18 protein-coding genes are annotated in these 18,243 nt (G+C 66.4%); 9 read left to right on the top strand and 9 right to left on the bottom strand.

Features of this window, described 5'->3' with window-relative positions; all coding sequences use genetic code 11:
• The first annotated feature begins 18 nt into the window (after positions 1 to 18).
• From KAQ61_RS10135 to KAQ61_RS10120, 4 genes are all read left to right on the top strand, one after another.
• Entirely contained in the window at positions 19 to 888 is an 870-nt protein-coding gene (locus KAQ61_RS10135; RefSeq protein ID WP_210929093.1) for a rhodanese-like domain-containing protein, read from the top strand.
• 102 nt (positions 889 to 990) lie between these two features.
• Entirely contained in the window at positions 991 to 1,998 is a 1,008-nt protein-coding gene (locus KAQ61_RS10130) for a DUF808 domain-containing protein (protein WP_045267053.1), read from the top strand.
• A 196-nt stretch (positions 1,999 to 2,194) separates the two neighbouring features.
• Positions 2,195 to 2,782 carry an OmpW/AlkL family protein gene (locus KAQ61_RS10125; protein WP_210929092.1) on the top strand — a complete coding sequence of 196 codons (588 nt, stop codon included), beginning with the start codon at positions 2,195 to 2,197 and terminating at the stop codon, positions 2,780 to 2,782.
• Positions 2,783 to 2,876: 94 nt separating this feature from the next.
• Positions 2,877 to 3,638: a LysR family transcriptional regulator substrate-binding protein gene (locus KAQ61_RS10120; RefSeq protein WP_210929091.1), complete on the top strand. Its 762-nt coding sequence runs from the start codon at positions 2,877 to 2,879 to the stop codon at positions 3,636 to 3,638.
• Positions 3,639 to 3,648: 10 nt separating this feature from the next.
• On the opposite strand, the gene KAQ61_RS10115 is transcribed toward KAQ61_RS10120, so the two are convergent.
• Positions 3,649 to 4,926 carry an O-acetylhomoserine aminocarboxypropyltransferase/cysteine synthase family protein gene (locus tag KAQ61_RS10115; protein WP_210929090.1) on the bottom strand — a complete coding sequence of 426 codons (1,278 nt, stop codon included), beginning with the start codon at positions 4,924 to 4,926 and terminating at the stop codon, positions 3,649 to 3,651.
• A gap of 312 nt (positions 4,927 to 5,238) precedes the next feature.
• Positions 5,239 to 6,885, bottom strand: a complete 1,647-nt coding sequence (locus tag KAQ61_RS18970; RefSeq protein WP_210929089.1) for a methyl-accepting chemotaxis protein — start codon at positions 6,883 to 6,885, stop codon at positions 5,239 to 5,241.
• A 149-nt stretch (positions 6,886 to 7,034) separates the two neighbouring features.
• On the opposite strand from KAQ61_RS18970, the gene KAQ61_RS10105 reads away from it, so the two are divergent.
• Complete coding sequence (locus KAQ61_RS10105) at positions 7,035 to 7,280, top strand: hypothetical protein (RefSeq protein WP_210929088.1); 246 nt, start codon at positions 7,035 to 7,037, stop codon at positions 7,278 to 7,280.
• Between the two features lie 46 nt (positions 7,281 to 7,326).
• On the opposite strand, the gene KAQ61_RS10100 is transcribed toward KAQ61_RS10105, so the two are convergent.
• The 4 genes from KAQ61_RS10100 to KAQ61_RS10085 all read right to left on the bottom strand — a co-directional run bounded on the left by KAQ61_RS10100 (position 7,327) and on the right by KAQ61_RS10085 (position 10,710).
• A complete protein-coding gene (locus KAQ61_RS10100) occupies positions 7,327 to 7,494 on the bottom strand; it encodes a hypothetical protein (protein WP_162858919.1) in 168 nt (55 codons plus the stop codon).
• Positions 7,495 to 7,511: 17 nt separating this feature from the next.
• Positions 7,512 to 8,609 (bottom strand): YeeE/YedE thiosulfate transporter family protein, encoded by a 1,098-nt coding sequence (locus KAQ61_RS10095; protein ID WP_210929087.1) that lies wholly within the window; start codon positions 8,607 to 8,609, stop codon positions 7,512 to 7,514.
• Positions 8,610 to 8,735: 126 nt separating this feature from the next.
• Positions 8,736 to 9,683, bottom strand: coding sequence for a sulfurtransferase (locus KAQ61_RS10090; RefSeq protein WP_210929086.1), 948 nt, complete (start codon positions 9,681 to 9,683; stop codon positions 8,736 to 8,738).
• Positions 9,684 to 9,789: 106 nt separating this feature from the next.
• Positions 9,790 to 10,710 carry a LysR family transcriptional regulator gene (locus KAQ61_RS10085; protein WP_210929085.1) on the bottom strand — a complete coding sequence of 307 codons (921 nt, stop codon included), beginning with the start codon at positions 10,708 to 10,710 and terminating at the stop codon, positions 9,790 to 9,792.
• Between the two features lie 201 nt (positions 10,711 to 10,911).
• Between KAQ61_RS10085 and KAQ61_RS10080 the strand changes: the two genes are divergently transcribed.
• The 3 genes from KAQ61_RS10080 to KAQ61_RS10070 are packed head-to-tail and all read left to right on the top strand — an operon-like array spanning position 10,912 to position 14,145.
• Positions 10,912 to 12,135 (top strand): CaiB/BaiF CoA transferase family protein, encoded by a 1,224-nt coding sequence (locus tag KAQ61_RS10080; RefSeq protein ID WP_210929084.1) that lies wholly within the window; start codon positions 10,912 to 10,914, stop codon positions 12,133 to 12,135.
• Entirely contained in the window at positions 12,132 to 13,109 is a 978-nt protein-coding gene (locus tag KAQ61_RS10075) for a hydroxymethylglutaryl-CoA lyase (RefSeq protein ID WP_210929083.1), read from the top strand. Before KAQ61_RS10080 ends, KAQ61_RS10075 begins: the two co-directional genes overlap by 4 nt.
• A gap of 55 nt (positions 13,110 to 13,164) precedes the next feature.
• Positions 13,165 to 14,145, top strand: coding sequence for a Bug family tripartite tricarboxylate transporter substrate binding protein (locus tag KAQ61_RS10070; RefSeq protein ID WP_210929082.1), 981 nt, complete (start codon positions 13,165 to 13,167; stop codon positions 14,143 to 14,145).
• A gap of 76 nt (positions 14,146 to 14,221) precedes the next feature.
• Here the strand turns inward: KAQ61_RS10070 and KAQ61_RS10065 are convergent, their stop codons facing one another.
• The 3 genes from KAQ61_RS10065 to hemH form a co-directional block, all read right to left on the bottom strand.
• Positions 14,222 to 15,460 carry an MFS transporter gene (locus KAQ61_RS10065; protein ID WP_210929081.1) on the bottom strand — a complete coding sequence of 413 codons (1,239 nt, stop codon included), beginning with the start codon at positions 15,458 to 15,460 and terminating at the stop codon, positions 14,222 to 14,224.
• A 305-nt stretch (positions 15,461 to 15,765) separates the two neighbouring features.
• Entirely contained in the window at positions 15,766 to 16,284 is a 519-nt protein-coding gene (locus KAQ61_RS10060; RefSeq protein ID WP_210929080.1) for a nucleoside deaminase, read from the bottom strand.
• Between the two features lie 80 nt (positions 16,285 to 16,364).
• The gene (hemH, locus tag KAQ61_RS10055) at positions 16,365 to 17,432 is read right to left on the bottom strand and encodes a ferrochelatase (RefSeq protein WP_210929079.1); all 1,068 of its coding nucleotides are present in this window, start codon (positions 17,430 to 17,432) and stop codon (positions 16,365 to 16,367) included.
• Between the two features lie 79 nt (positions 17,433 to 17,511).
• On the opposite strand from hemH, the gene KAQ61_RS10050 reads away from it, so the two are divergent.
• Entirely contained in the window at positions 17,512 to 18,210 is a 699-nt protein-coding gene (locus KAQ61_RS10050; protein WP_043384853.1) for an HAD family hydrolase, read from the top strand.
• Positions 18,211 to 18,243 lie beyond the last annotated feature (33 nt).

Genomic DNA, 18,243 nt, shown 5'->3' with positions numbered 1-18,243 from the left:
TCTTCTTTCACCATGTGTATGCAAACCTCTTCTTCCTGGGTCCTGAAGGCGTTGGCCTTGTCGTCCGTGCTGCTCACTTCGGGCTGTGCCTATGTCCAAGGCTGGTATGGCGGCGGCAAGAGCACGGCCCCCACCGTGGCCAAGGCCGCACCGGCGCAGCCCCTGTACGCCCCCGTGCGCCATTACGCGGGTGACATCAGCGCGGCCCGGGCTTATGTGGGTACGCAATTGCCGGCCAGCCAGCGCATGGCGCTGATCGATGTGCGCGATGCCACGGAATACCGCCTGGGCCACCCCGAGGGGGCGCGCCACCTGCCGTTTCCGCGCCTGTACCAGCAGTGCCAGCCCCACCCGTTTGGTGCAGCCGAGGCACAGATCCGTTCGGACGATGGCAGCCAATGCCGCTATGGCGCAGTCCCGGGCACCGAGGTGCGCGTCAGCGCGGCGGACTTCTGGCAGGCCGTGCAGGCGGTGCTGCCCTACAAGGATGCCCCAGTGGCCGTGCTGTGCCGCACGGGCGCCTGCGCGGCCGAGGCGGCCAATGTGCTGGCGCGGCCCGACCTGCTGGTCGATCAGCGCTGGGCCGGCCAGGGCTATACCGAGGTGTATGTGATCCGCGAAGGCTTTGTCGGCGAACCGCTGGTGGCCGTGGATGCCGCGAGTGGCCGCGTGCTCAGCACGGACAAGAAGGGCGACAAGCTCAAGCTGGACGGCGTAGGCGGCAGCTTCTACGGCGTGGCGCCGGTGGCGCTGGATGTCAACAAGGACGGCAAGCTCACCGAGGCCGACCGGGGCGGCTGGCGCAACTTCCTGGGCCTGCCGTATGCGGTCAGCATGCATCCCAACCTGCTGAGCGACACGGCCCAGGCGTATTACGACAAGCCCTGAGTCCCGCAGCCGCCAGCCTGTGGCGGGGCGGCTGCTATGTTTTGAAGATTCACGTCATGCCGCGCAAGCAAGCGTGCGGCGGACATTCACCAAGGAGTCGAGATGGCCGGTGCTGGACTGTTGATGCTGCTGGATGACATTGCCGCCGTGTTGGACGACGTGGCCCTGATGAGCAAGGTGGCCGCGCGCAAATCGGCCGCCATGGCCGACGACGTGGCGGGCATGACCAAGGTGGCCATGCAAAAGACCGCGGGCGTGCTGGGCGATGACCTGGCCCTGAACGCCGAGCAGGTGACCGGCGTGCGCACCCACCGCGAACTGCCCGTGGTCTGGGGCGTGGCCAAGGGATCGCTGCTCAACAAGGTGATCCTGGTGCCTGCCTTCTTGCTGATCAGCGCCTTCATGCCCTGGCTGATCACCCCGTTGCTGATGGTGGGCGGCGCCTTCCTGTGCTTTGAAGGGGTGGAGAAGATCTTGCACACCCTGCACCAGCGCCGCAACGGCCACGATCCCGTGCAGGAGGCCCAGGAAGCCCAGGCCCAGGGCGTGGCGCAGTCCTCGGTGCGTGAGGCCAAGCAGCGTGGCATGGACGCCGCAGACTATGAGCAGCAAAAGATCAAAGGTGCCATCCGCACGGACTTCATCCTCTCGGCCGAAATCCTGGCGATTGCGCTGAGCACCGTGGCCAACGAGCCGCTGGTCAAGCAGTTCAGCGTGCTGGTGGCTGTGTCGCTGGCCATCACCGTGTTCGTGTATGGCCTGGTGGCCTGCATTGTGCGCATGGACGATGTTGGCAACGCCTGGATGTCCAAGGACCGTGCCAGCCTGCAGGCCCTGGGCCGCGGCCTGATTGCCTTCACCCCCTGGCTGATGAAGGGCCTGTCGATCGTGGGCACGGCGGCCATGTTCCTGGTGGGCGGTAGTCTGCTGGTCCACGGCCTGCGGCCAATCCAGGCCTGGCTGGATGCCAGCATTGCCCCGCTGGGTGGCGTCGTGGCCTTGCTGGTGCCGCTGCTGGTCCATGTCGGGGTGGGCGCCTTCATTGGCGGGGTGATCGTGGTGCTGGTGCAAGCAGTGCAGCGCCTGCGCGGCACTGCGGACGCGCACTAGTCCCTGGGGCACCGTGCATGGCCTATGACAGTGGGTGTGTGTTGCTGTGGCAGGGTTTGTTGCTCAATTCCAACATTTCAGCAAACTCTGAAATCGCGCTGGTGGCCGGGTTGACCTAAGGCAAACCCCAGGGTGGGGCGCAGTGATGCAATGGCTGTCACGGGGGTTGTCCCCGGACTTTGACCAAACACCTACTATGAAAAAGACTCTGCTGGCCGTGGCCGCTCTGTGTGCAATGACTTCCGGTGCTGCCATGGCGCAGCAGCAAGATGGCAAGTGGCAAGTGCGCGTGCGCGCTGTGCACCTGGAAAGCGACAACGGCGGTGCTGCCGGTGCTGCTGGCGTTAGCATCAACGACAAGGTGATTCCTGAGCTGGACATCAGCTACTACTTCACCCCCAACTTCGCCGCAGAACTGGTCCTGACCTACCCTCAAAAGCAGGACGTGCGACTGAATGGCGCCAAGATTGGTTCGCTGAAACACCTGCCTCCCAGCCTGATGGCCCAGTACCACTTCACCAACTTTGGCGCTTTCAAGCCTTACTTGGGTGCAGGTATCAACTACACACGCTTCTCGAATGTTGACCTGCCCGCTGGCCTGGATGTGAAGCGCAACAGCTGGGGCGGTGCTCTGCAAGTCGGTTTTGACTATGCGCTGGACAAGAACTGGTCGCTGAACTTCGACGTGAAGAAGGTGTATATCGACACGACCATCAACAACGGCATCGGCAAGTTCAAGATTGACCCCATCCTGGTGGGCGTGGGCGTTGGCTACCGCTTCTAAATTTCCTGCTCTCTCCAAGGGCTTCCAACCGCTGCCATGGCAGCGGTTTTTTTATGCCTGCAACCCTGGGGCATTAGAGTGACGCCACCAGGGCGTGGGCCATCAGGCGCAAACCGCTCAGCACCCACAGGTCACAGATGCGCCGGCGCAAGGCCATCGGCGACACCTACAGTGCCAGGCCAGCAGGGGCACGGTGCACATCGGCTGCGCCACGGCGGCCAGCCTGTTCATCATGCCGCGGGTGATGGCGCAATTGCTGGTCAGTGCGATGAAGCTCACGGTCCATGTGCACGAGGGGGAAACCGGCTACCTGCTCCAGCGTCTGCGCGAGCGCAGCCAGGACCTGGTGATCTGCCGCAGCCAGTTTGCGGCGCCGGAGCTGCAGAACCAGGAGGTGATGAACGAACCCTTGCGGGTGGCCTTGCCGCCGCAGCATCCCTTGTGCGGGCAGACCCAGATTGCCTTGGGGGCGTTGCGCGCAGAGCGCTTTTTGCTGCACAGCTCGCTGCTGGGCACCGGCATTTCGGACATGCTGCTGCGCGCCTGCCAGGAAGCCGGGTTCACGCCGGAAGTGGCCTACTGGGGGGTGGAGACTTTGCCCATGCTGTTGATGGTGCAAAAGGGTCTGGGCGTGGCCTTTGCCCTCGACAGCTTTGCCCAGCTGGGCATGCAGGGCCTGCCCATGCTGGTGCCACTGGCCGATGCCAAGCTGCGCACGCACTTAAACATGATCTGGCCCCGGGACCATGCGTTGCCCCCGGCGGCAGAGCGGCTCAAGGAACGCATCCTGGCGCAGTGCCTGCCGCCGCCCACCTGCGCACAGGCCAGGAGCCTTGCGCAGGTGCCTGGGGCCTGAGCCCCAGCCCTTAGACCTGGGCCAGGGCCTGATCCAGGTCGGCCTGCAGGTCGTCGATGTGCTCGATGCCCACGGACAGGCGCACCATGCCCTCGGTCACGCCGGCCTTGGCCAGTTCGGCCGCGTCCAGTTGGCGGTGGGTGGTCGAAGCCGGGTGGGTGGCCAGCGACTTGGCATCGCCAATGTTCACCAGGCGGGTGAACAGCTGCAGGGCATCGAGGAAACGCGCGCCGGCCGCACGGCCTTCTGCGCCCTTCAGACTGAACGACAGGATGCCCGAGGCGCGGCCGCCCGACTGCTTTTGCACGATGGCGTGGTCGGGGTGGTCCTTCAGGCCCGCATAGCGCACCCATTCCACCTTGGGGTGGTTTTGCAGGGCTTCGGCAATCTTCTGCGTGTTCTCGCAGATGCGGTCCATGCGCAGGGTCAGGGTTTCAATGCCTTGCAGGATCTGGAAGGCGTTTTGCGGCGAGATGGCCGCACCCATGTTGCGCAGTGGCACCACGCGCGCGCGGCCGATGAAGGCGGCTGGGCCCAGGGCTTCGGTGTAGACCACGCCGTGGTAGCTGACGTCGGGTTCGTTCAGGCGCTTGAAGCGGGCCTTGTGCTCGGCCCAGGGGAACTTGCCACTGTCCACGATGGCGCCGCCCACGCTGGTGCCGTGGCCGCCCAGGTATTTGGTCAGCGAGTGCACGACGATGTCGGCACCGAACTCGAACGGGCGCAGCAGGTAGGGGCTGGGCACGGTGTTGTCCACGATCAGCGGCACGCCATGCGCATGGGCCACATCGGCCAGGGCGCGGATGTCGGTCACATTGCCCAGTGGGTTGCCAATGGACTCGATGAACACGGCCTTGGTCTTGGCGTCGATCAGTGCACCAAAGCTGGCTGGGTCGCGTGGATCGGCAAAGCGCACCTCGATGCCCTGCTGCGGGAAGGTGTGGGCAAACAGGTTGTAGGTGCCGCCATAGAGCGTGCTGGCGCTGACGATGTTGTCGCCGGCTTCGGCCAGGGTCTGGATGGCGGCGGTGATGGCCGCCATGCCCGAGGCCACCGCCAGCGCAGCAATGCCGCCTTCCAGCGCCGCGACGCGCTTTTCCAGCACGTCGGTGGTGGGGTTCATGATGCGGGTGTAGATGTTGCCCGGCACCTTCAGGTCGAACAGGTCGGCGCCATGCTGCGCGCTGTCGAAGGCATAGGCCACCGTCTGGTAGATGGGCACGGCCACGGCCTTGGTGGTGGGGTCGGGGCTGTAGCCGGCATGGACGGCCAGGGTTTCAATGCGCATGACAAGGGTCTCCGGGTTCAATCGTTGTGGAAGGTGCAACGATTGTGGAGAAGAACCCTGGCCGCGCCAACTACGCATCCGTGATGTGCTTATGCCGCCAACGGTGCGTGCGCAGCAGCGGTTGGGGATGCTTTGAAATGGAGAGCTGTCAGCGCTGGCTGCACCAGCGTCAACGGCACTTTGGGTGCTGAAGCTGGGCGCGCGGTGTGGCCCGGTGGGTGCGGTGCCTGCGCAACACGGCAGGGTGCGGTGGGCGGGGAGGAGGCCCGCACAGCCGGGCGGCCGTGCGGGAAGGCTGGACTGTGCCGGGGCTCAGTTCAGCAGGGCGGGCTCGTTGCCAGCCTGCGAAGTGGCAGCCACCTGACGGGCAGGGGCCGCGCTGCCGGCGGGGGCCAGCTTGGGCGCCACAGCCGCGAAGCGCGCCGAGGTGCCGGTGCCGGTCTTGAAGACGGCCACCAGCTGGTTCAGCTCGGCCGCCTGCATGTTCAGGCTGCTGGCGGCGGCGGCGCTTTCCTCGACCAGGGCGGCGTTCTGCTGGGTCACCTGGTCCAGCTGGGCAATCGCATCGCTGACCTGGCTGGTGCCCTGGCTTTGCTCGTTGCTGGCGTTGCTGATTTCCTGGATCAGCGTGGCCACGCTTTGCACCTGGCGAACGACCTCGTTGATGGTCTGGCCCGTGGTGTCCACCAGGCGCGTGCCTTCGTTGACCTGGTTCACGCTTTGCTGGATCAGCTGCTTGATTTCCTTGGCGGCTTCGGCGCTGCGGCCGGCCAGGGAACGCACCTCGCCGGCCACCACGGCAAAGCCACGGCCTTGTTCGCCAGCACGCGCAGCTTCCACCGCGGCGTTCAGCGCCAGGATGTTGGTCTGGAAGGCGATGCCGTCGATCACACCGATGATGTCGGCAATCTTGCGCGAGCTGGCCGAGATGGTTTCCATGGTCTGGGTGACCTGTTCCATGGCCTGGCCGCCGGCGTTGGCGCTTTGTGCCGCGCTGCGCGCCAGCTGGGTGGCTTGCTGGGCGTTGTCGGTGTTGTGGCGCACGGTGGAGGTCAGCTCCTCCATGCTGGCGGCGGTCTGCTGCAGGTTGCTGGCCTGCTCTTCGGTGCGCTGCGACAGGTCGTTGTTGCCGGTGGAGATCTGGTTGGAGCCGGTGGCAATCGATTCGCTGCTTTCACGGATGCGGTTCACGATGCCGATCAGGTTGCCGTTCATGGTCTGCAGGGCCAGCATCAGGCGGCCCAGCTCGTCCTTGGACGTGACCTGGATGCTGGAGCTCAGATCGCCCTGGGCCACGGTCTCGGCCACTTGCACGGCGCGGTCCAGGCTGCGGGTGATGGTGCGGATCAGCAGGGTGGCGCCGGCCAGGGCCAGCACCAGCACGATGGCGGCCACCACGCTGGCGGCGATCACGGCCTGGCGCAGGCTGGACTGGGCCTCGTGGTAGGCGCTCTGGGCCTGTTCTTCCTGCATGGCCGACAGCTGCTGCAAGGCCGCGGCCAGGGGGCTCACGCTGGGGAACAGGCGGTATTCGATGAAGGAGCCCAGCGAGTCGTGGTCTTGGCGCTCGAACAGGCGCAGCACGTCGTCAATGCGCGGGGTGATGGCGTCCAGCAGCACGCCCACGCGGTCGGCTAGTTCTTTTTCCTCGGGGGTGAGCACCGTGGGCAGGTAGGCCTGCCAGGCCGCCTCGGCGTTCTTCTTCACCTCGGTCAGCTGTTCCTTGCCCGAATCGGCCAGGATCTGCTGGTTGTAGACCTTGTTAGTGATTTCCACCAGCTTGATGCCATAGCCGTCCGAGATCAGCTTGATGTCCTGCATGGGCACGACCTGGTTGCTGTAGATGCTGGACAGGTGTTGATTGCTCTTGAAGAGCTGATAGCCCAGCATGCCGGTCATGGCCGCTGTCAGCAGCAAAAGGCCCGCGACGAGTGACCACAGCTTGCCCCGAATACTCATATTTCTCATTGCTTACGTGTTCCTAACCAAGGTCTTCCAGAAACTGCACATCCCTTGATGTGCACCATGGAACCTGATGCAAAGACGGTGCCCTGCGGGTTCTGTGTGACAAATTGTGGCAGATTGTTAATGGATGAGGAGACGCTCACATGACGCAACGCACGCGCTGCCGCGCCCAGGGTGCTCCTATTTGTAACATTTCGCTTATATCCGCTGGCGCGCACAGGCTGGGCATTTCCGACTTCTTTTGCGCGGGGTGCGAAATCGAAATTGGCGATGGTGTGGCTGCTATCCGGGTAAGACCAAAAAATTTGTATGGTTTTGTCGGCCCGGTTTGGGGGTTTTCAACCGATGGTGCACCGGTGGTCTGGGCCTATTGGGCGAATCCAGTATGAAAAAAGGCCGCATGCAGCGGCCTTGGGCAGGGTGGGCGTGCGGCGTTCAATCCGGCATGGAGCAGTGGCCGCCTTGCACGGCCACGCCGGAGCCGGCCGCGATCAGCGGGGCTTCGAAGCGCAGGTCCACGGGTTGGGAGTGGGTGTAGTCCCAGGCCAGAAAGGCCACCAGGATCACCCAGAACGCAGTGCGCAGCACGGTCGATTGGCTCATGGTCTTGTCCTCCGGGGTCAGAAGCCGAAATGGCGGCGGATGCGCAGGCCGAAGATGGTGCCGGCAAACGCCAGTGGCACCCAGATCCAGCCGTGGATGGAGCCGGTGGAGATGCCTGAGAACATGGCACCCACGTTGCAGCCAAAGGCCAGGCGCGAGCTGTAGCCCAGCACCAGGCCGGCGACCAGGGCCACAGCCCATTGCGTGCCCGTCAGCGGCTTGGCGCTGGCCGGTGTGCCGGCGCTGATCCACAGGGCACCTGCCAGGATGCCGATGTTGGTGATGCTGGTCACGTCCAGCAGCACCGTCTCCTGCAGGCGCAGGGCGTTGCCGGGTTGGCTCCAGAACCAGCTGCTGCCCACGTCGACCGCGCCGGTGGCGTTGGCGACCTTGGCGGCCCACAGGCCAAAGCCGTAGACCACGCCCCAGGGCTGGCCGGCGATGACCAGGTTCAGCGTGGCCAGCACGGCCAGCAGCACGGCGCCGACCACCCATTTGCGCACGAACAGCGGCTTGTACTCACGCCCGGCGCGGTGGTTGGCGCGCTTGCAGTACGCGCTCACGCCGGCGGCCACGGCGGCCAGGCCGGCCAGGGTGGCCAGCAGGGCGGTGGGCCAGCCCCAGGCACTCACCAGGCCCACGGGCTGGGCGCGGCCCAGGTCCAGCCACCAGCCCAGGTGCATGCTGCCCAGGAAACTGCCGATGGCAAACACGGGCAGGATGGCGGCGTTCATGGGGATGCCCAGGCCGGCCTTGTACAGCGTGCCGCTGCCGCAGCCGTCGGCAATCTGCATGCACAGGCCGAAGACGAAGGCGCCGACGATCAGGCTCACGCTGGGTGGGCCCAGGGCGGCGGTCAGCTCGGGAAAGTGGCCCAGCAGCGGCATGGCCAGGATGGCGGCCAGGGCCAGCAGCAGCAACTGGCCGAAGACGCCGGACGGGTCCTTGTCCTCGACCAGCATGCGCCAACCGGTGGTGAAGCCAAAGCGCTTGCCGGCCAGCACGGCACCCAGGCCGATGCCGACGGCAAACAGCGCGGCCTGGCGCACGGACACCGACCACAGCAGCCAGCCAAAGAACACGGCCATGAGGATGGCCAAGGGTAATCGCTTCATTCGAAGACAGCCTCTCTTGAAAAAACAGGAGCGGTTAGCGTGCGCTGCGCTTGCACTTTCCGCTGGTTGATGCCGGAAGTGCTCGTGGAGCCAGCGCCAACTGCTCTCTTTTTATGTAGTGTGGGATCAGTTGAACTTGCGCTGCCACCACTGCTGGGTGGCGCGCATCAGCTGCTCGCCGCGGCCGGGGGCGTTCTGCAGGGCCGGGTAATCGGGCTGCTGGGTCCAGTCGACCATGGAGCCGGCGTACAGCTTGACGTGCGGCATGCCGGCCACTTCGCTCATGCCGAACCAGTCGGTCGCGGCCCAGTGGCCGGTGTTGCAAAAGGCCACGGCGCCCTGGCCGCTGGGCACCTGGATCTGCGCGGCAATCGCCTGGGCCTTGGCCTTGTCGACGAACAGCGCAGTCTTGGGCTCGAACCACTGGTTGAAGTCCAGCTGCACGGCGCCGGGCAGGGTGCCGGCCAGCTTGGCGGCGGGCGCCTGGGTCTTGCCTTGGTAGAAGGCGTCGGGGCGCGAATCGACCAGCACGGCGTTGCTCAGCTTGAGGCTTTGCTGCACGTCCTCGCGCGTCGACAGCCAGGTGGCATCGAACGTGGGAGCGTAGGTGCTGGGCGCCACCTGTACCGGGGTGGTCGACAGCGGCAACTGGGCCTGCTGCCAGGCCTGCATGCCGCCGTTGACGATGGACAGCTCGGTCAGCCCCAGGGACTTGAGCGTCCAGTACACGCGGGCCATGGCGCCGAAGTCGGTGGCGTCCTTGCCGGTGGAGACCACCACGGCATGGGTGGCGGCAGTCAGTCCCAGTTTTTGTACCAGGGCGACCAGCTTGTCGTGGTCGGGCAGTTCGCCCGGGTTGGTGGCCGGGCCGCGCCACTGGCCGTAGGGCGCGTTCACGGCGCCGGGAATGTGCTGGGCGGCAAAGGCTTTGGGATCGCGGATGTCGATCACGCGCACGCCGGGTTGTTGCAGCAGGGGCGACAGGGCTTGGGGGGTGAGCAGTGGCTCAGCGGCCAGCGCCCAGCCGCTGGCACCCAGGCACAGGGAGACGGCAATCAGCTTGGAGGAGGTCATGGCATGTGTGCCTGGAGCAGCAGGCACCCACGGAAGTGACGAAGGGCCCTATTGTCGTGGCAGCGACAGGTTGCTTGAACGAACCATCGCTTTCAAACTTATGCCGTCAGGGAATAAGGCCGGGCCCCTCCGGGGCACCCGAAGCCGGTGCGACCAGGTGGTCCACCAGGGCCCGCGCCACCGGCGGCAGCGAGGCGTAATGGCGCAGGCACAGCACCAGTTCGCGCTGGGCCCAGGGCTCGTCCAGGCGCAGGGCTTGGATCGGCAGGCTACCCTGGTAGAGCGCTGCGCTCTGGCGCGGCAGCACGCCCACGCCCAGGCCGGCGGCGACCATCAGGCACAGCGCGTCGTAGCTGGTCACCTGGATGCGCAGCTTGAGCGGCAGGTCCAGCTGCGCCGCGCTGCGGGTCAGCACGCCGTTGATGGCGCTGCCGGTGTGGGCGCCCACAAAGTCGTAGGCCAGCGCTTCGCGCATGCGCACGCGGGTCTGGGCCGTCAGCGGGTGGCCCTGGGGGGCGATCAGGATCAGCTCGTCCCGGCGGTAGGGCATGTAGGTCAGCTCGCCGCCATAGCGCCCGGCGTTGAGGATGCCGAAGTCCGCCGTGTTCTGGGCCACGGCCAGGGCGATGTCGGTGGAGATCTTTTCCTGCAGGTGGACCTGCACCTCGGGGTGCTGGGCCAGAAAGCCCTTGAGCTGGGCCGGCAGGAACTGCGTGATGGCCGAGATGTTGGCCACCATGCGCACGTGGCCGCGCATGCCGCTGCCGTACTCGCGCATCTGGCGGGCGATGCCGTCCATCTCGCCCAGCACGCTGCGCGCCAGGTCCAGCAGGGTGTAGGCCGCCGGGGTGGGGGCGATGCCGCGGTTGCTGCGCTCGAACAGGCGCACCTTGAGCTGGTTTTCCAGCTCGGCCAGGCGGCGGCTGGCGGCCGAGGTGGCGATGTGCTCGCGCGCGGCGGCCCGGGCGATGGCCTGCTCTTCCATCACGGCCACAAACAGACGCAGGGAGGTGGGGTCTAGGCGCATTCCTACATTTTGCTTTGCTGTATGGGCATTGCCGATGGCCAATGTGGTGATTTCTATTAAGGGTAATTACCAGTATGGAGTGTTGCTTTGCTGAAATGCGATGGCAGCTTCGCCAATCAGCGTTTTGCGCCGGGCCTGGACTTTTGCATCATGCGACGGCAGCCCGCACACGGTGCAGGGCTGCCAGCACGGAGAAAGCAGATGCAAGACAGCACGATTGCCCCCACCACCCTCCAGCCAGGCGCCCTGGCCGGGGTGCGCGTGGTGGAGATGGGACAACTGATTGCCGGCCCGTTTGCCGGCAAGACCTTGGGCGAATTCGGCGCCGAGGTCATCAAGATCGAGGCGCCCGGCGCGGGCGATCCCTTGCGCAACTGGCGCATGATCAAGGACGGCACCTCCGTATGGTGGCAGGTGCAGTCGCGCAACAAGAAGTCGGTGGCGTTGGACCTGCGCCAGCCGCAGGGCCAGGACCTGGCGCGCCAGCTGCTGCGCGAAGCCGACGTGCTGATCGAGAACTTCCGCCCCGGCACGCTCGAGGGCTGGGGCATGTCGCCCGATGCGCTGCATGCCATCAACCCCGGGCTGGTGATCCTGCGCATTTCCGGCTATGGCCAGACTGGGCCCTACCGTGACCTGCCGGGCTTTGGCGTGGTGGGCGAGGCCATGGGTGGCCTGCGCCACCTGACCGGCGAGCCCGGGCGGGTGCCGGTGCGTGTAGGCGTGTCCATCGGCGATACGCTGGCCGCGCTGCACGGCACGATCGGCGTGCTGACGGCGCTGTACCACCGCAAGGTCAACGGCGGCCAGGGCCAGGTGATCGACGTGGCCCTGCACGAGGCGGTGTTCAACGTCATGGAAAGCCTGGTGCCCGAGTACAGTGCCTTCGGTGCCGTGCGCGAGTCCGCCGGCAGTGCCCTGCCGGGGATTGCACCGTCGAATGCCTACCCCTGCGCCGACGGCTGGGTGCTGGTGGCCGGCAATGGCGACAGCATCTTCAAGCGCCTGATGCAGGCGATTGGCCGCGAGGACCTGGGCCAGTCCCCCGACCTGGCCAACAACGCAGGCCGGGTGGCGCGGGTGCAGGAGATCGATGCCGCCATTGGCGACTGGACCCGCAGCCGCAGCATCACCGAGGTGTTGGACGTCTTGGCCCAGGCCCGTGTGCCGGCTGGCCGGGTCTACACCGCCAAGGACATCTGCGAAGACCCGCACTACCGCGCGCGTGACATGATCCTGCAGCAGGCCACGCGCGACGGCTACACCGTGGAGGTGCCGGGTGTCGTGCCCAAGCTGTCGGCCACCCCGGGCACGGTGCGCAGCAGTGCGCCGCACCTGGGCGATGACACGGATGCCGTGCTGGCCGGCATGGGGCTGAACGCCGCACAGATTGCGCAGTTGCGCAGCCAGGGGGTGATCCAATGAGCGCCCCCAGCGTGTGGCAAGGGGCCGGGCGGCGCCTGTTCATCCAGGAGGTCGGGCCGCGCGATGGCCTGCAGATGGAGTCGGTGTTCGTGCCCACTGCGCACAAAATCGCCCTGGTCAATGCGCTGGTGGCCACCGGCATGGCCAAGGTGGAGGTGACCGCCTTTGTCTCGCCCCAGGCGATCCCGGCGCTGGCCGATGCACAGGAGGTGCTGGCCGGCACCACGCGCCGTCCGGGCACTGTGCTGACCTGCCTGGTGCCCAACGTCAAGGGCGCGGAGCGCGCGATTGCCGCCGGCGCCGACGAGTTGAACCTGGTCATGTCGGCCAGCGAAACCCACAACCTGTGCAACCTGCGCATGCTGCGCGAGCAGTCCTGGGTCGGGCTGCAGGCCGTGATCGCCACCGCCCAGCAGGCGGGGGTGGCTGTCAATGTGTCGCTGTCGTGCAGCTTTGGCTGCCCGATGGAGGGCGATGTGCCGGTGGACGAGGTGTTCGCCTGGGTGCAGCGCTTTGTGGCGGCTGGCGTGCAGGGCATCACCTTGTGCGACACCACGGGCATGGCCCATCCGCGCCAGGTGCATGCCATGGTCCAGGCCTTCAAGGCGGGCTGGCCGGCCACCACGCTGACCCTGCATTTCCACGACACGCGGGGCATGGCACTGGCCAATGTGCTGGCCGCCATCGACGCCGGGGCCGACCGCTTTGATGCCTCGGTCGGTGGCCTGGGGGGTTGCCCCTACGCCCCTGGCGCCAGTGGCAACGCCTGCACTGAGGAGCTGGTGCACGCCCTGCAACTGATGGGTTATGACACCGGGGTGGACCTGGCGGCACTGACGCAGATCGCTGCCGGGCTGCCGGGCTTGCTGGGCCATGACATCCCCAGCCCCATCGTCAAGGCCGGGCCGGCGCACCAGCTGCACCCGGCACCGGCATCCCTGCCAGAAATTCGCGCCCGGGCTATGGCGCGCTAGCAGCCTGGGCAGGTCCCCTGCCCAGGCGTATGACAACAAAGAAGGAGATGAAACCATGTCGATGACTCGCAAGCAATTTGGACGCCTGGCGCTGGCCTCGGTACTGGCCACGACCGTGGCAGGCACAGCCCTGGCGCAGACGGCCTACCCCCACAAACCGATCACTATGGTCGTGCCCGCTGCGGCAGGCGGTACCACCGACCTGGCCGCCCGCATGACCGCCCAGGCCCTGGGCCCCATGCTGGGCCAGACCCTGGTGGTCGAAAACAAGGGCGGTGGCAACGGCAACATTGCGGCCGCGCAGGTCAAGCGGGCCGAGGCCGATGGCTACACCCTGCTGATGCAGTACTCGGGCTTCCACGTGATCTCGCCGCACCTGGGCAAGTCCAGCTGGGAACGTGACGATTTCGTGCCCGTGGCCAACGTGCTGTCGGCCCCGCAGATCGTGGTGGTGCGTGGGGACCTGCCGGTCAACACCCTGCAGGAGCTGGTGGCCTATGCCAAGGCCCACCCGATGAAGCTGAACTACGCCTCCTCGGGCAACGGCTCGCTGCAGCACGTCACCGGCGTGCAGCTGGAGCAGGCCGCCGGCATCCAGATGGTGCACGTGCCCTACAAGGGCACCGGCCCGGCGCTGCAGGATCTGCTGGGCGGCCAGGTGGACCTGACCTTCGGCACCGCACCGCCCTTCATGCCCCACATCCAGGCCGGCAAGCTGAAGGTGCTGGCCGTGACCAGCCAGGCGCGCCTGCCCAGCCTGGCGTCGGTGCCCACCACGGCCGAAGCCGGTCTGCCCGGGGTGAATGCCACCTCCTGGTTTGCGCTGTTTGCGCCGGCCAAGACGCCCGAGGCCATCGTGCGCAAGCTGGAAGGCGATGTGCGCGCCATGCTCAGCGACCCGGCGTTCCAGAAAAAGGCGCTGGACCAGGGGGCCACGGCCGACTTCATGGACAGCAAGGCCCTGGGGGCCATGGTCAAGCGCGACTGGGACCTGTGGGGCAAGGTGGTCAAGGCCGCCAACATCAAGGCCGATTGATGGCTGGGGCGACCCGCCGCCGATGAAAAAAGGGCATCCGAGGATGCCCTTTTTTTGTGGGATGACGCCGCTGGGCTCAGTGCAGTTCCTTGCCCTTGAGCTCGGGGATCAGCAGTGCCGTGGCAATCATGTCGATCACATAGATGGCGGCCAGCAGGGCGATCGCCATCTGGAAGCCATAGCCCATGGCCACCGCCCCCACCACCACCGGCCCCAGACCGCCGACGCCGCGGCCGATGTTGAACAGCACGTTCTGTGCTGTGGCGCGGGCCTCGGTGGGGTAGGCCTCGCTCATCACGGCCCCATAGCCGCCCATCATGCCGTTCACGAACATGCCGAGCACAGCGCCGGCCCAGAGCATGGCGATGGGGTCGGACAGCTGCGCATAGGTCAGCACCATGATGACGGCGCCCAGCTGGAACAGCAGGAAGCTGGGCTTGCGGCCGATGCGGTCGGCCAGCTGGCCAAAAATCCAGATGCCGGCCATCATCCCGACGATGGTGACGGCCGTCCACATCGAGGACTTGGTCAGGCTGAAGCCCAGCTGCTTGGACAGGAAGCTGGGCATCCAGATCATGATGCCGTAGTAGCCGAAGTTCTGTACCGACGTCAGCACGATCACGCCCAGGCTGACCTTGGCGGTGGCCTTGTCCTTGACCAGCAGGCGGAAGGCTTCGAAGCGCGAGGCTTTCGGGGCGGCGGGCTTGCGCACAAAGACTTCGGGTTCGTGGATCTTGTGGCGGATGAACCAGGCCACCAGCGCGGGAATCACGCCGACCAGGAACATGCCGCGCCAGCCGATCAGTGGCAGCAGCAGCGGGGTCAGCAAGGCGGCGCCCAGCACGCCCACCTGCCAGCCCAGGGCCACATAGGACGACACGCGCGCACGGTGGCGGGCCGGCCAGGCCTCGGCCGCCAGGGCCATGCCGATGCCGAATTCACCGCCCAGGCCGATGCCGGCGATGGTGCGGTAGACCAGCAGGTCCCAGTAGCCGGTGGCGAAGGCGCACAACCCGGTGAACACGGCAAACAGCACGATGGTCCAGGTCAGCACGCGGATGCGGCCATAGCGGTCCGACAGCGCGCCAAACACGATGCCGCCGAACACGGCACCGATCAGGGTCCAGGTGACCAGGGAGCCGGCCTGGCCGGGGGTGAGGTTCAGGTCGGCCGAAATCGCTGTGAGCATGAAGCCCAGGATCAGCAGGTCAAAGCCGTCCATGGCATAGCCCACGGCGGAGCCGCACAGGGCTTTCCAGCTGTAGCTGTTGACGGCCGTGGGCTGGCCGCTTGCAGTCGAAGAGGGGGAGGTCATGGCTGTTGTTGTCCTGTTTTTTGCTGGGGCACGGGCATGTGCCCCCAACAGGCCAAACCCCAGGGCGCGCAGGCCATGGGGGCAAAAGCAATCACCGAAAGATGCTGGCGCCGCTGGATGGGGCGCAGCAAAAGGCCTGCAGGAAAGTGCAGGCCGTGGATTCGGAGCGTGATTCTAGGGGTAATCGCTTGGCCTGCGCCGCGCCGGTGCAACAGGCCCGCAACTGCACCAGCTTAATTCGGCAGCCCTGCAAAAAATGTCGGAATGTGCCATGCAGGGTGCAGGTCGTGGATGACCGTGCGCGGTCAGCGGCGGGACCAGAAGCGCTGCTGCTGGGCGGCGATCTCCGCGGCCAGCTCGGGCACCGGGCCGATCAGCGCCACGGGCTTTTGGCAGTGGTCAAAGATGTAGCGTGCGGGCACGCTCATCGTCGGGTTCTCGCCGTGGTTGCCGGTGCATTGCAGCAGCGCATGCTCGGTCATGCCGAACACGATGCGGCCGATGTTGGCCCAGTAGGCCGTGCCGGCGCACATGCAGCAGGGCTCGACGTTCGTGTAGAGCGTGCAGCTCCACAGGAATTCGGGCGTGAAGTTGGTGGCCGCCATGCGCGCCAGGGTGGACTCGGCATGGTTGACGGTGTCGATGTTGCACTGCTCCATCAACACCGTCTCCTGGTCCGGGCCGACCAGGATGGCGCCAAACGGGTGGTGGCCCAGGGCCATGGCCCGTTCGGCCACCCGCTGGGTGTGGCGCAGGTGGCGGCACAGTTGCTTGTGCGTCGGGGCAAGGCCCTGGGCGGGCAGGGTGTGGGGTGGGGCAGTCATGGGTACAGAAAGTGTGTACCGCCACGCAAGCAATTAGCGTGCACGCCCGCAGCCCCGGCGTGTACGGTGCCTGGGGTGCCTCAGGTCCTAGGGGCTGTGGGGGGCACCGGTTGCACCGGCCAGCCCTGCAGGTGCTGGCGCGCCACATCGCGCAGCGCGCCGATCCAGGTGGCGTGGTCGTTCAGGCAGGGGATGAAGCGGTAGTCCTTGCCCCCGGCGTGCACAAAGGCTTCGCGCGCTTCCTGGTTGATTTCCTCCAGCGTCTCGATGCAGTCGCTGGTGAAGCCGGGGCACATGATGTCCACGCTTTCCAGGCCCTGGCCGGCCATCGCGACCAAGGTTGGCTCGGTGTAGGGCTCCAGCCACTTGGCCTTGCCAAAGCGCGACTGGAAGGTCAGCACATACTGGCTCTCGTCCAGCCCCAGGCGCGCGGCCAGCAGCCGGCCGGTGGCATAGCACTCGTCGCGGTAGGGGTCGCCCAGCTGCCAGGTGCGCTCGGGCACGCCGTGGAAGCTCAGGAACAGTTTCTGCGCCCGGCCGTTCTCGCGCCAGTGCTGCTCCACGGTCTGTGCCAGCGCCTCGATGTAGCCCGGGTGATCGTGGTAGCGGTGCACGAAGCGCAGCTCGGGGATGTGGCGCTGGGTCTTGGCCCAGTCGTAGACCGCATCGCACACGCTGGCCGTGGTGGTGCCGGAGTACTGGGGGTACAGCGGCAGGATCAGGATGCGGGTGGCGCCCTGGGCCTTGAGGGCGTCGAGCTGCGCCGGGATGGACGGATTGCCATAGCGCATGGCCGGTGCCACCAGCACATTCGCGCCGGCTTCGCCCAGCCAGCCGCGCAGCAGGGTGGCCTGGCGCTCGGTGAAGTACAGCAGCGGCGAGCCCGTGGCGCCGCCCTGGTTCCAGACGGTGGCGTACTTGGCGGCCGAGGCCTTGGGGCGCAATCGCAGGATGATGCCGTGCAGGATGGGCCACCACAGCAGCTTGGGGATTTCCACCACGCGGTCATCGCTGAGGAATTGCGCCAAGTAGCGGCGCACCGCCGGGGCGGTGGCGGCATCGGGGGTGCCAAGGTTGCACAGCAGCACGCCCGTGCGTTCAGGCTGGCCGGAAGGGAGCTGGGGTTCGGGGGCAAAGCGTGAGAGCATGCAGTGATTGTCGCAAAACCCGGGTGGGCTCCGCACCGCGGGGGCTGTTGCGTGTGGCGGCTTGCAGTAACCTCGGCCCATGCTTGACCCATCGCAAATCCGCGCCATCACCCTGGATCTGGACGACACGCTGTGGCCGATCTGGCCCACCATCCACCGCGCTGAAGAAGTGCTGCTGCTATGGTTGAAAGAGCGTGCAGCCAAGACCGCACAACTGTTTGACACCCCCAAAGCCCTGCGTGCCATCCGCGAACGCGTGGAGCAGGAGCGCCCCGACCTGCGCCATGACCTGAGTGCCATGCGCCGCGAGTCCATCCGGCTGGCGCTGCGCCAGGCCGGCGACGATGAGGATTTGGCGACCCCCGCGTTTGATCTGTTTTTTGCCGAACGCCAGCGCGTGCAGCTGTTTGACGACGCCTTGCCGGCACTGGAGTTCCTGGCCCGGCGCTGGCCCGTGGTGGCCGTGACGAATGGCAATGCCGACATCCACCACATCGGGATCGGCCGCTTCTTTCGCGACAGCTTCAACGTCATGCGCACCGGCTTTGCCAAGCCCGATGCGCGCATCTTTCACCTGGCGGCGGCGGCCGTCGATGTGCCGCCTTCGGCCGTGCTGCATGTAGGAGACGACGCCAAACTGGATGCCGTGGCGGCCCGGGATGCGGGTATGCACGCTGTTTGGCTGAACCGCAGCGGCTTAGATTGGCCGGTAGAGAAAGAGCACCCACCCACCACGGTGGCCAGCTTGCAAGCGCTGTGTGACATGCTGGCTGCCTGAGGGTTTTGCCCCCAGCGGGGCGCAGGAGCCAGC

The sequence above is a fragment of the Comamonas aquatica genome (genome assembly GCF_018064205.1).
GTDB classification, from domain to species: Bacteria; Pseudomonadota; Gammaproteobacteria; order Burkholderiales; family Burkholderiaceae_C; genus Comamonas; species Comamonas aquatica.
The sequence above is the reverse complement of the archived record's forward strand: the minus strand, read 5'-3'. Positions and strand labels throughout refer to the sequence as shown.

Excerpts from the sequence above, each read along its gene's own strand:
- KAQ61_RS10095 (WP_210929087.1), bottom strand. The coding sequence starts at position 8,609 with ATGAAGCGATTACCCTTGGCCATCCTCATGGCCGTGTTCTTTGGCTGG.
- KAQ61_RS10080 (WP_210929084.1), top strand. The coding sequence starts at position 10,912 with ATGCAAGACAGCACGATTGCCCCCACCACCCTCCAGCCAGGCGCCCTG.
- KAQ61_RS18970 (WP_210929089.1), bottom strand. The coding sequence starts at position 6,885 with ATGAGTATTCGGGGCAAGCTGTGGTCACTCGTCGCGGGCCTTTTGCTG.
- KAQ61_RS10065 (WP_210929081.1), bottom strand. The coding sequence starts at position 15,460 with ATGACCTCCCCCTCTTCGACTGCAAGCGGCCAGCCCACGGCCGTCAAC.
- KAQ61_RS10130 (WP_045267053.1), top strand. The coding sequence starts at position 991 with ATGGCCGGTGCTGGACTGTTGATGCTGCTGGATGACATTGCCGCCGTG.
- KAQ61_RS10060 (WP_210929080.1), bottom strand. The coding sequence starts at position 16,284 with ATGACTGCCCCACCCCACACCCTGCCCGCCCAGGGCCTTGCCCCGACG.
- KAQ61_RS10125 (WP_210929092.1), top strand. The coding sequence starts at position 2,195 with ATGAAAAAGACTCTGCTGGCCGTGGCCGCTCTGTGTGCAATGACTTCC.
- KAQ61_RS10085 (WP_210929085.1), bottom strand. The coding sequence starts at position 10,710 with ATGCGCCTAGACCCCACCTCCCTGCGTCTGTTTGTGGCCGTGATGGAA.
- KAQ61_RS10135 (WP_210929093.1), top strand. The coding sequence starts at position 19 with ATGCAAACCTCTTCTTCCTGGGTCCTGAAGGCGTTGGCCTTGTCGTCC.
- KAQ61_RS10050 (WP_043384853.1), top strand. The coding sequence starts at position 17,512 with ATGCTTGACCCATCGCAAATCCGCGCCATCACCCTGGATCTGGACGAC.
- KAQ61_RS10090 (WP_210929086.1), bottom strand. The coding sequence starts at position 9,683 with ATGACCTCCTCCAAGCTGATTGCCGTCTCCCTGTGCCTGGGTGCCAGC.
- KAQ61_RS10100 (WP_162858919.1), bottom strand. The coding sequence starts at position 7,494 with ATGAGCCAATCGACCGTGCTGCGCACTGCGTTCTGGGTGATCCTGGTG.
- KAQ61_RS10115 (WP_210929090.1), bottom strand. The coding sequence starts at position 4,926 with ATGCGCATTGAAACCCTGGCCGTCCATGCCGGCTACAGCCCCGACCCC.
- hemH (WP_210929079.1), bottom strand. The coding sequence starts at position 17,432 with ATGCTCTCACGCTTTGCCCCCGAACCCCAGCTCCCTTCCGGCCAGCCT.
- KAQ61_RS10105 (WP_210929088.1), top strand. The coding sequence starts at position 7,035 with ATGACGCAACGCACGCGCTGCCGCGCCCAGGGTGCTCCTATTTGTAAC.
- KAQ61_RS10075 (WP_210929083.1), top strand. The coding sequence starts at position 12,132 with ATGAGCGCCCCCAGCGTGTGGCAAGGGGCCGGGCGGCGCCTGTTCATC.
- KAQ61_RS10070 (WP_210929082.1), top strand. The coding sequence starts at position 13,165 with ATGTCGATGACTCGCAAGCAATTTGGACGCCTGGCGCTGGCCTCGGTA.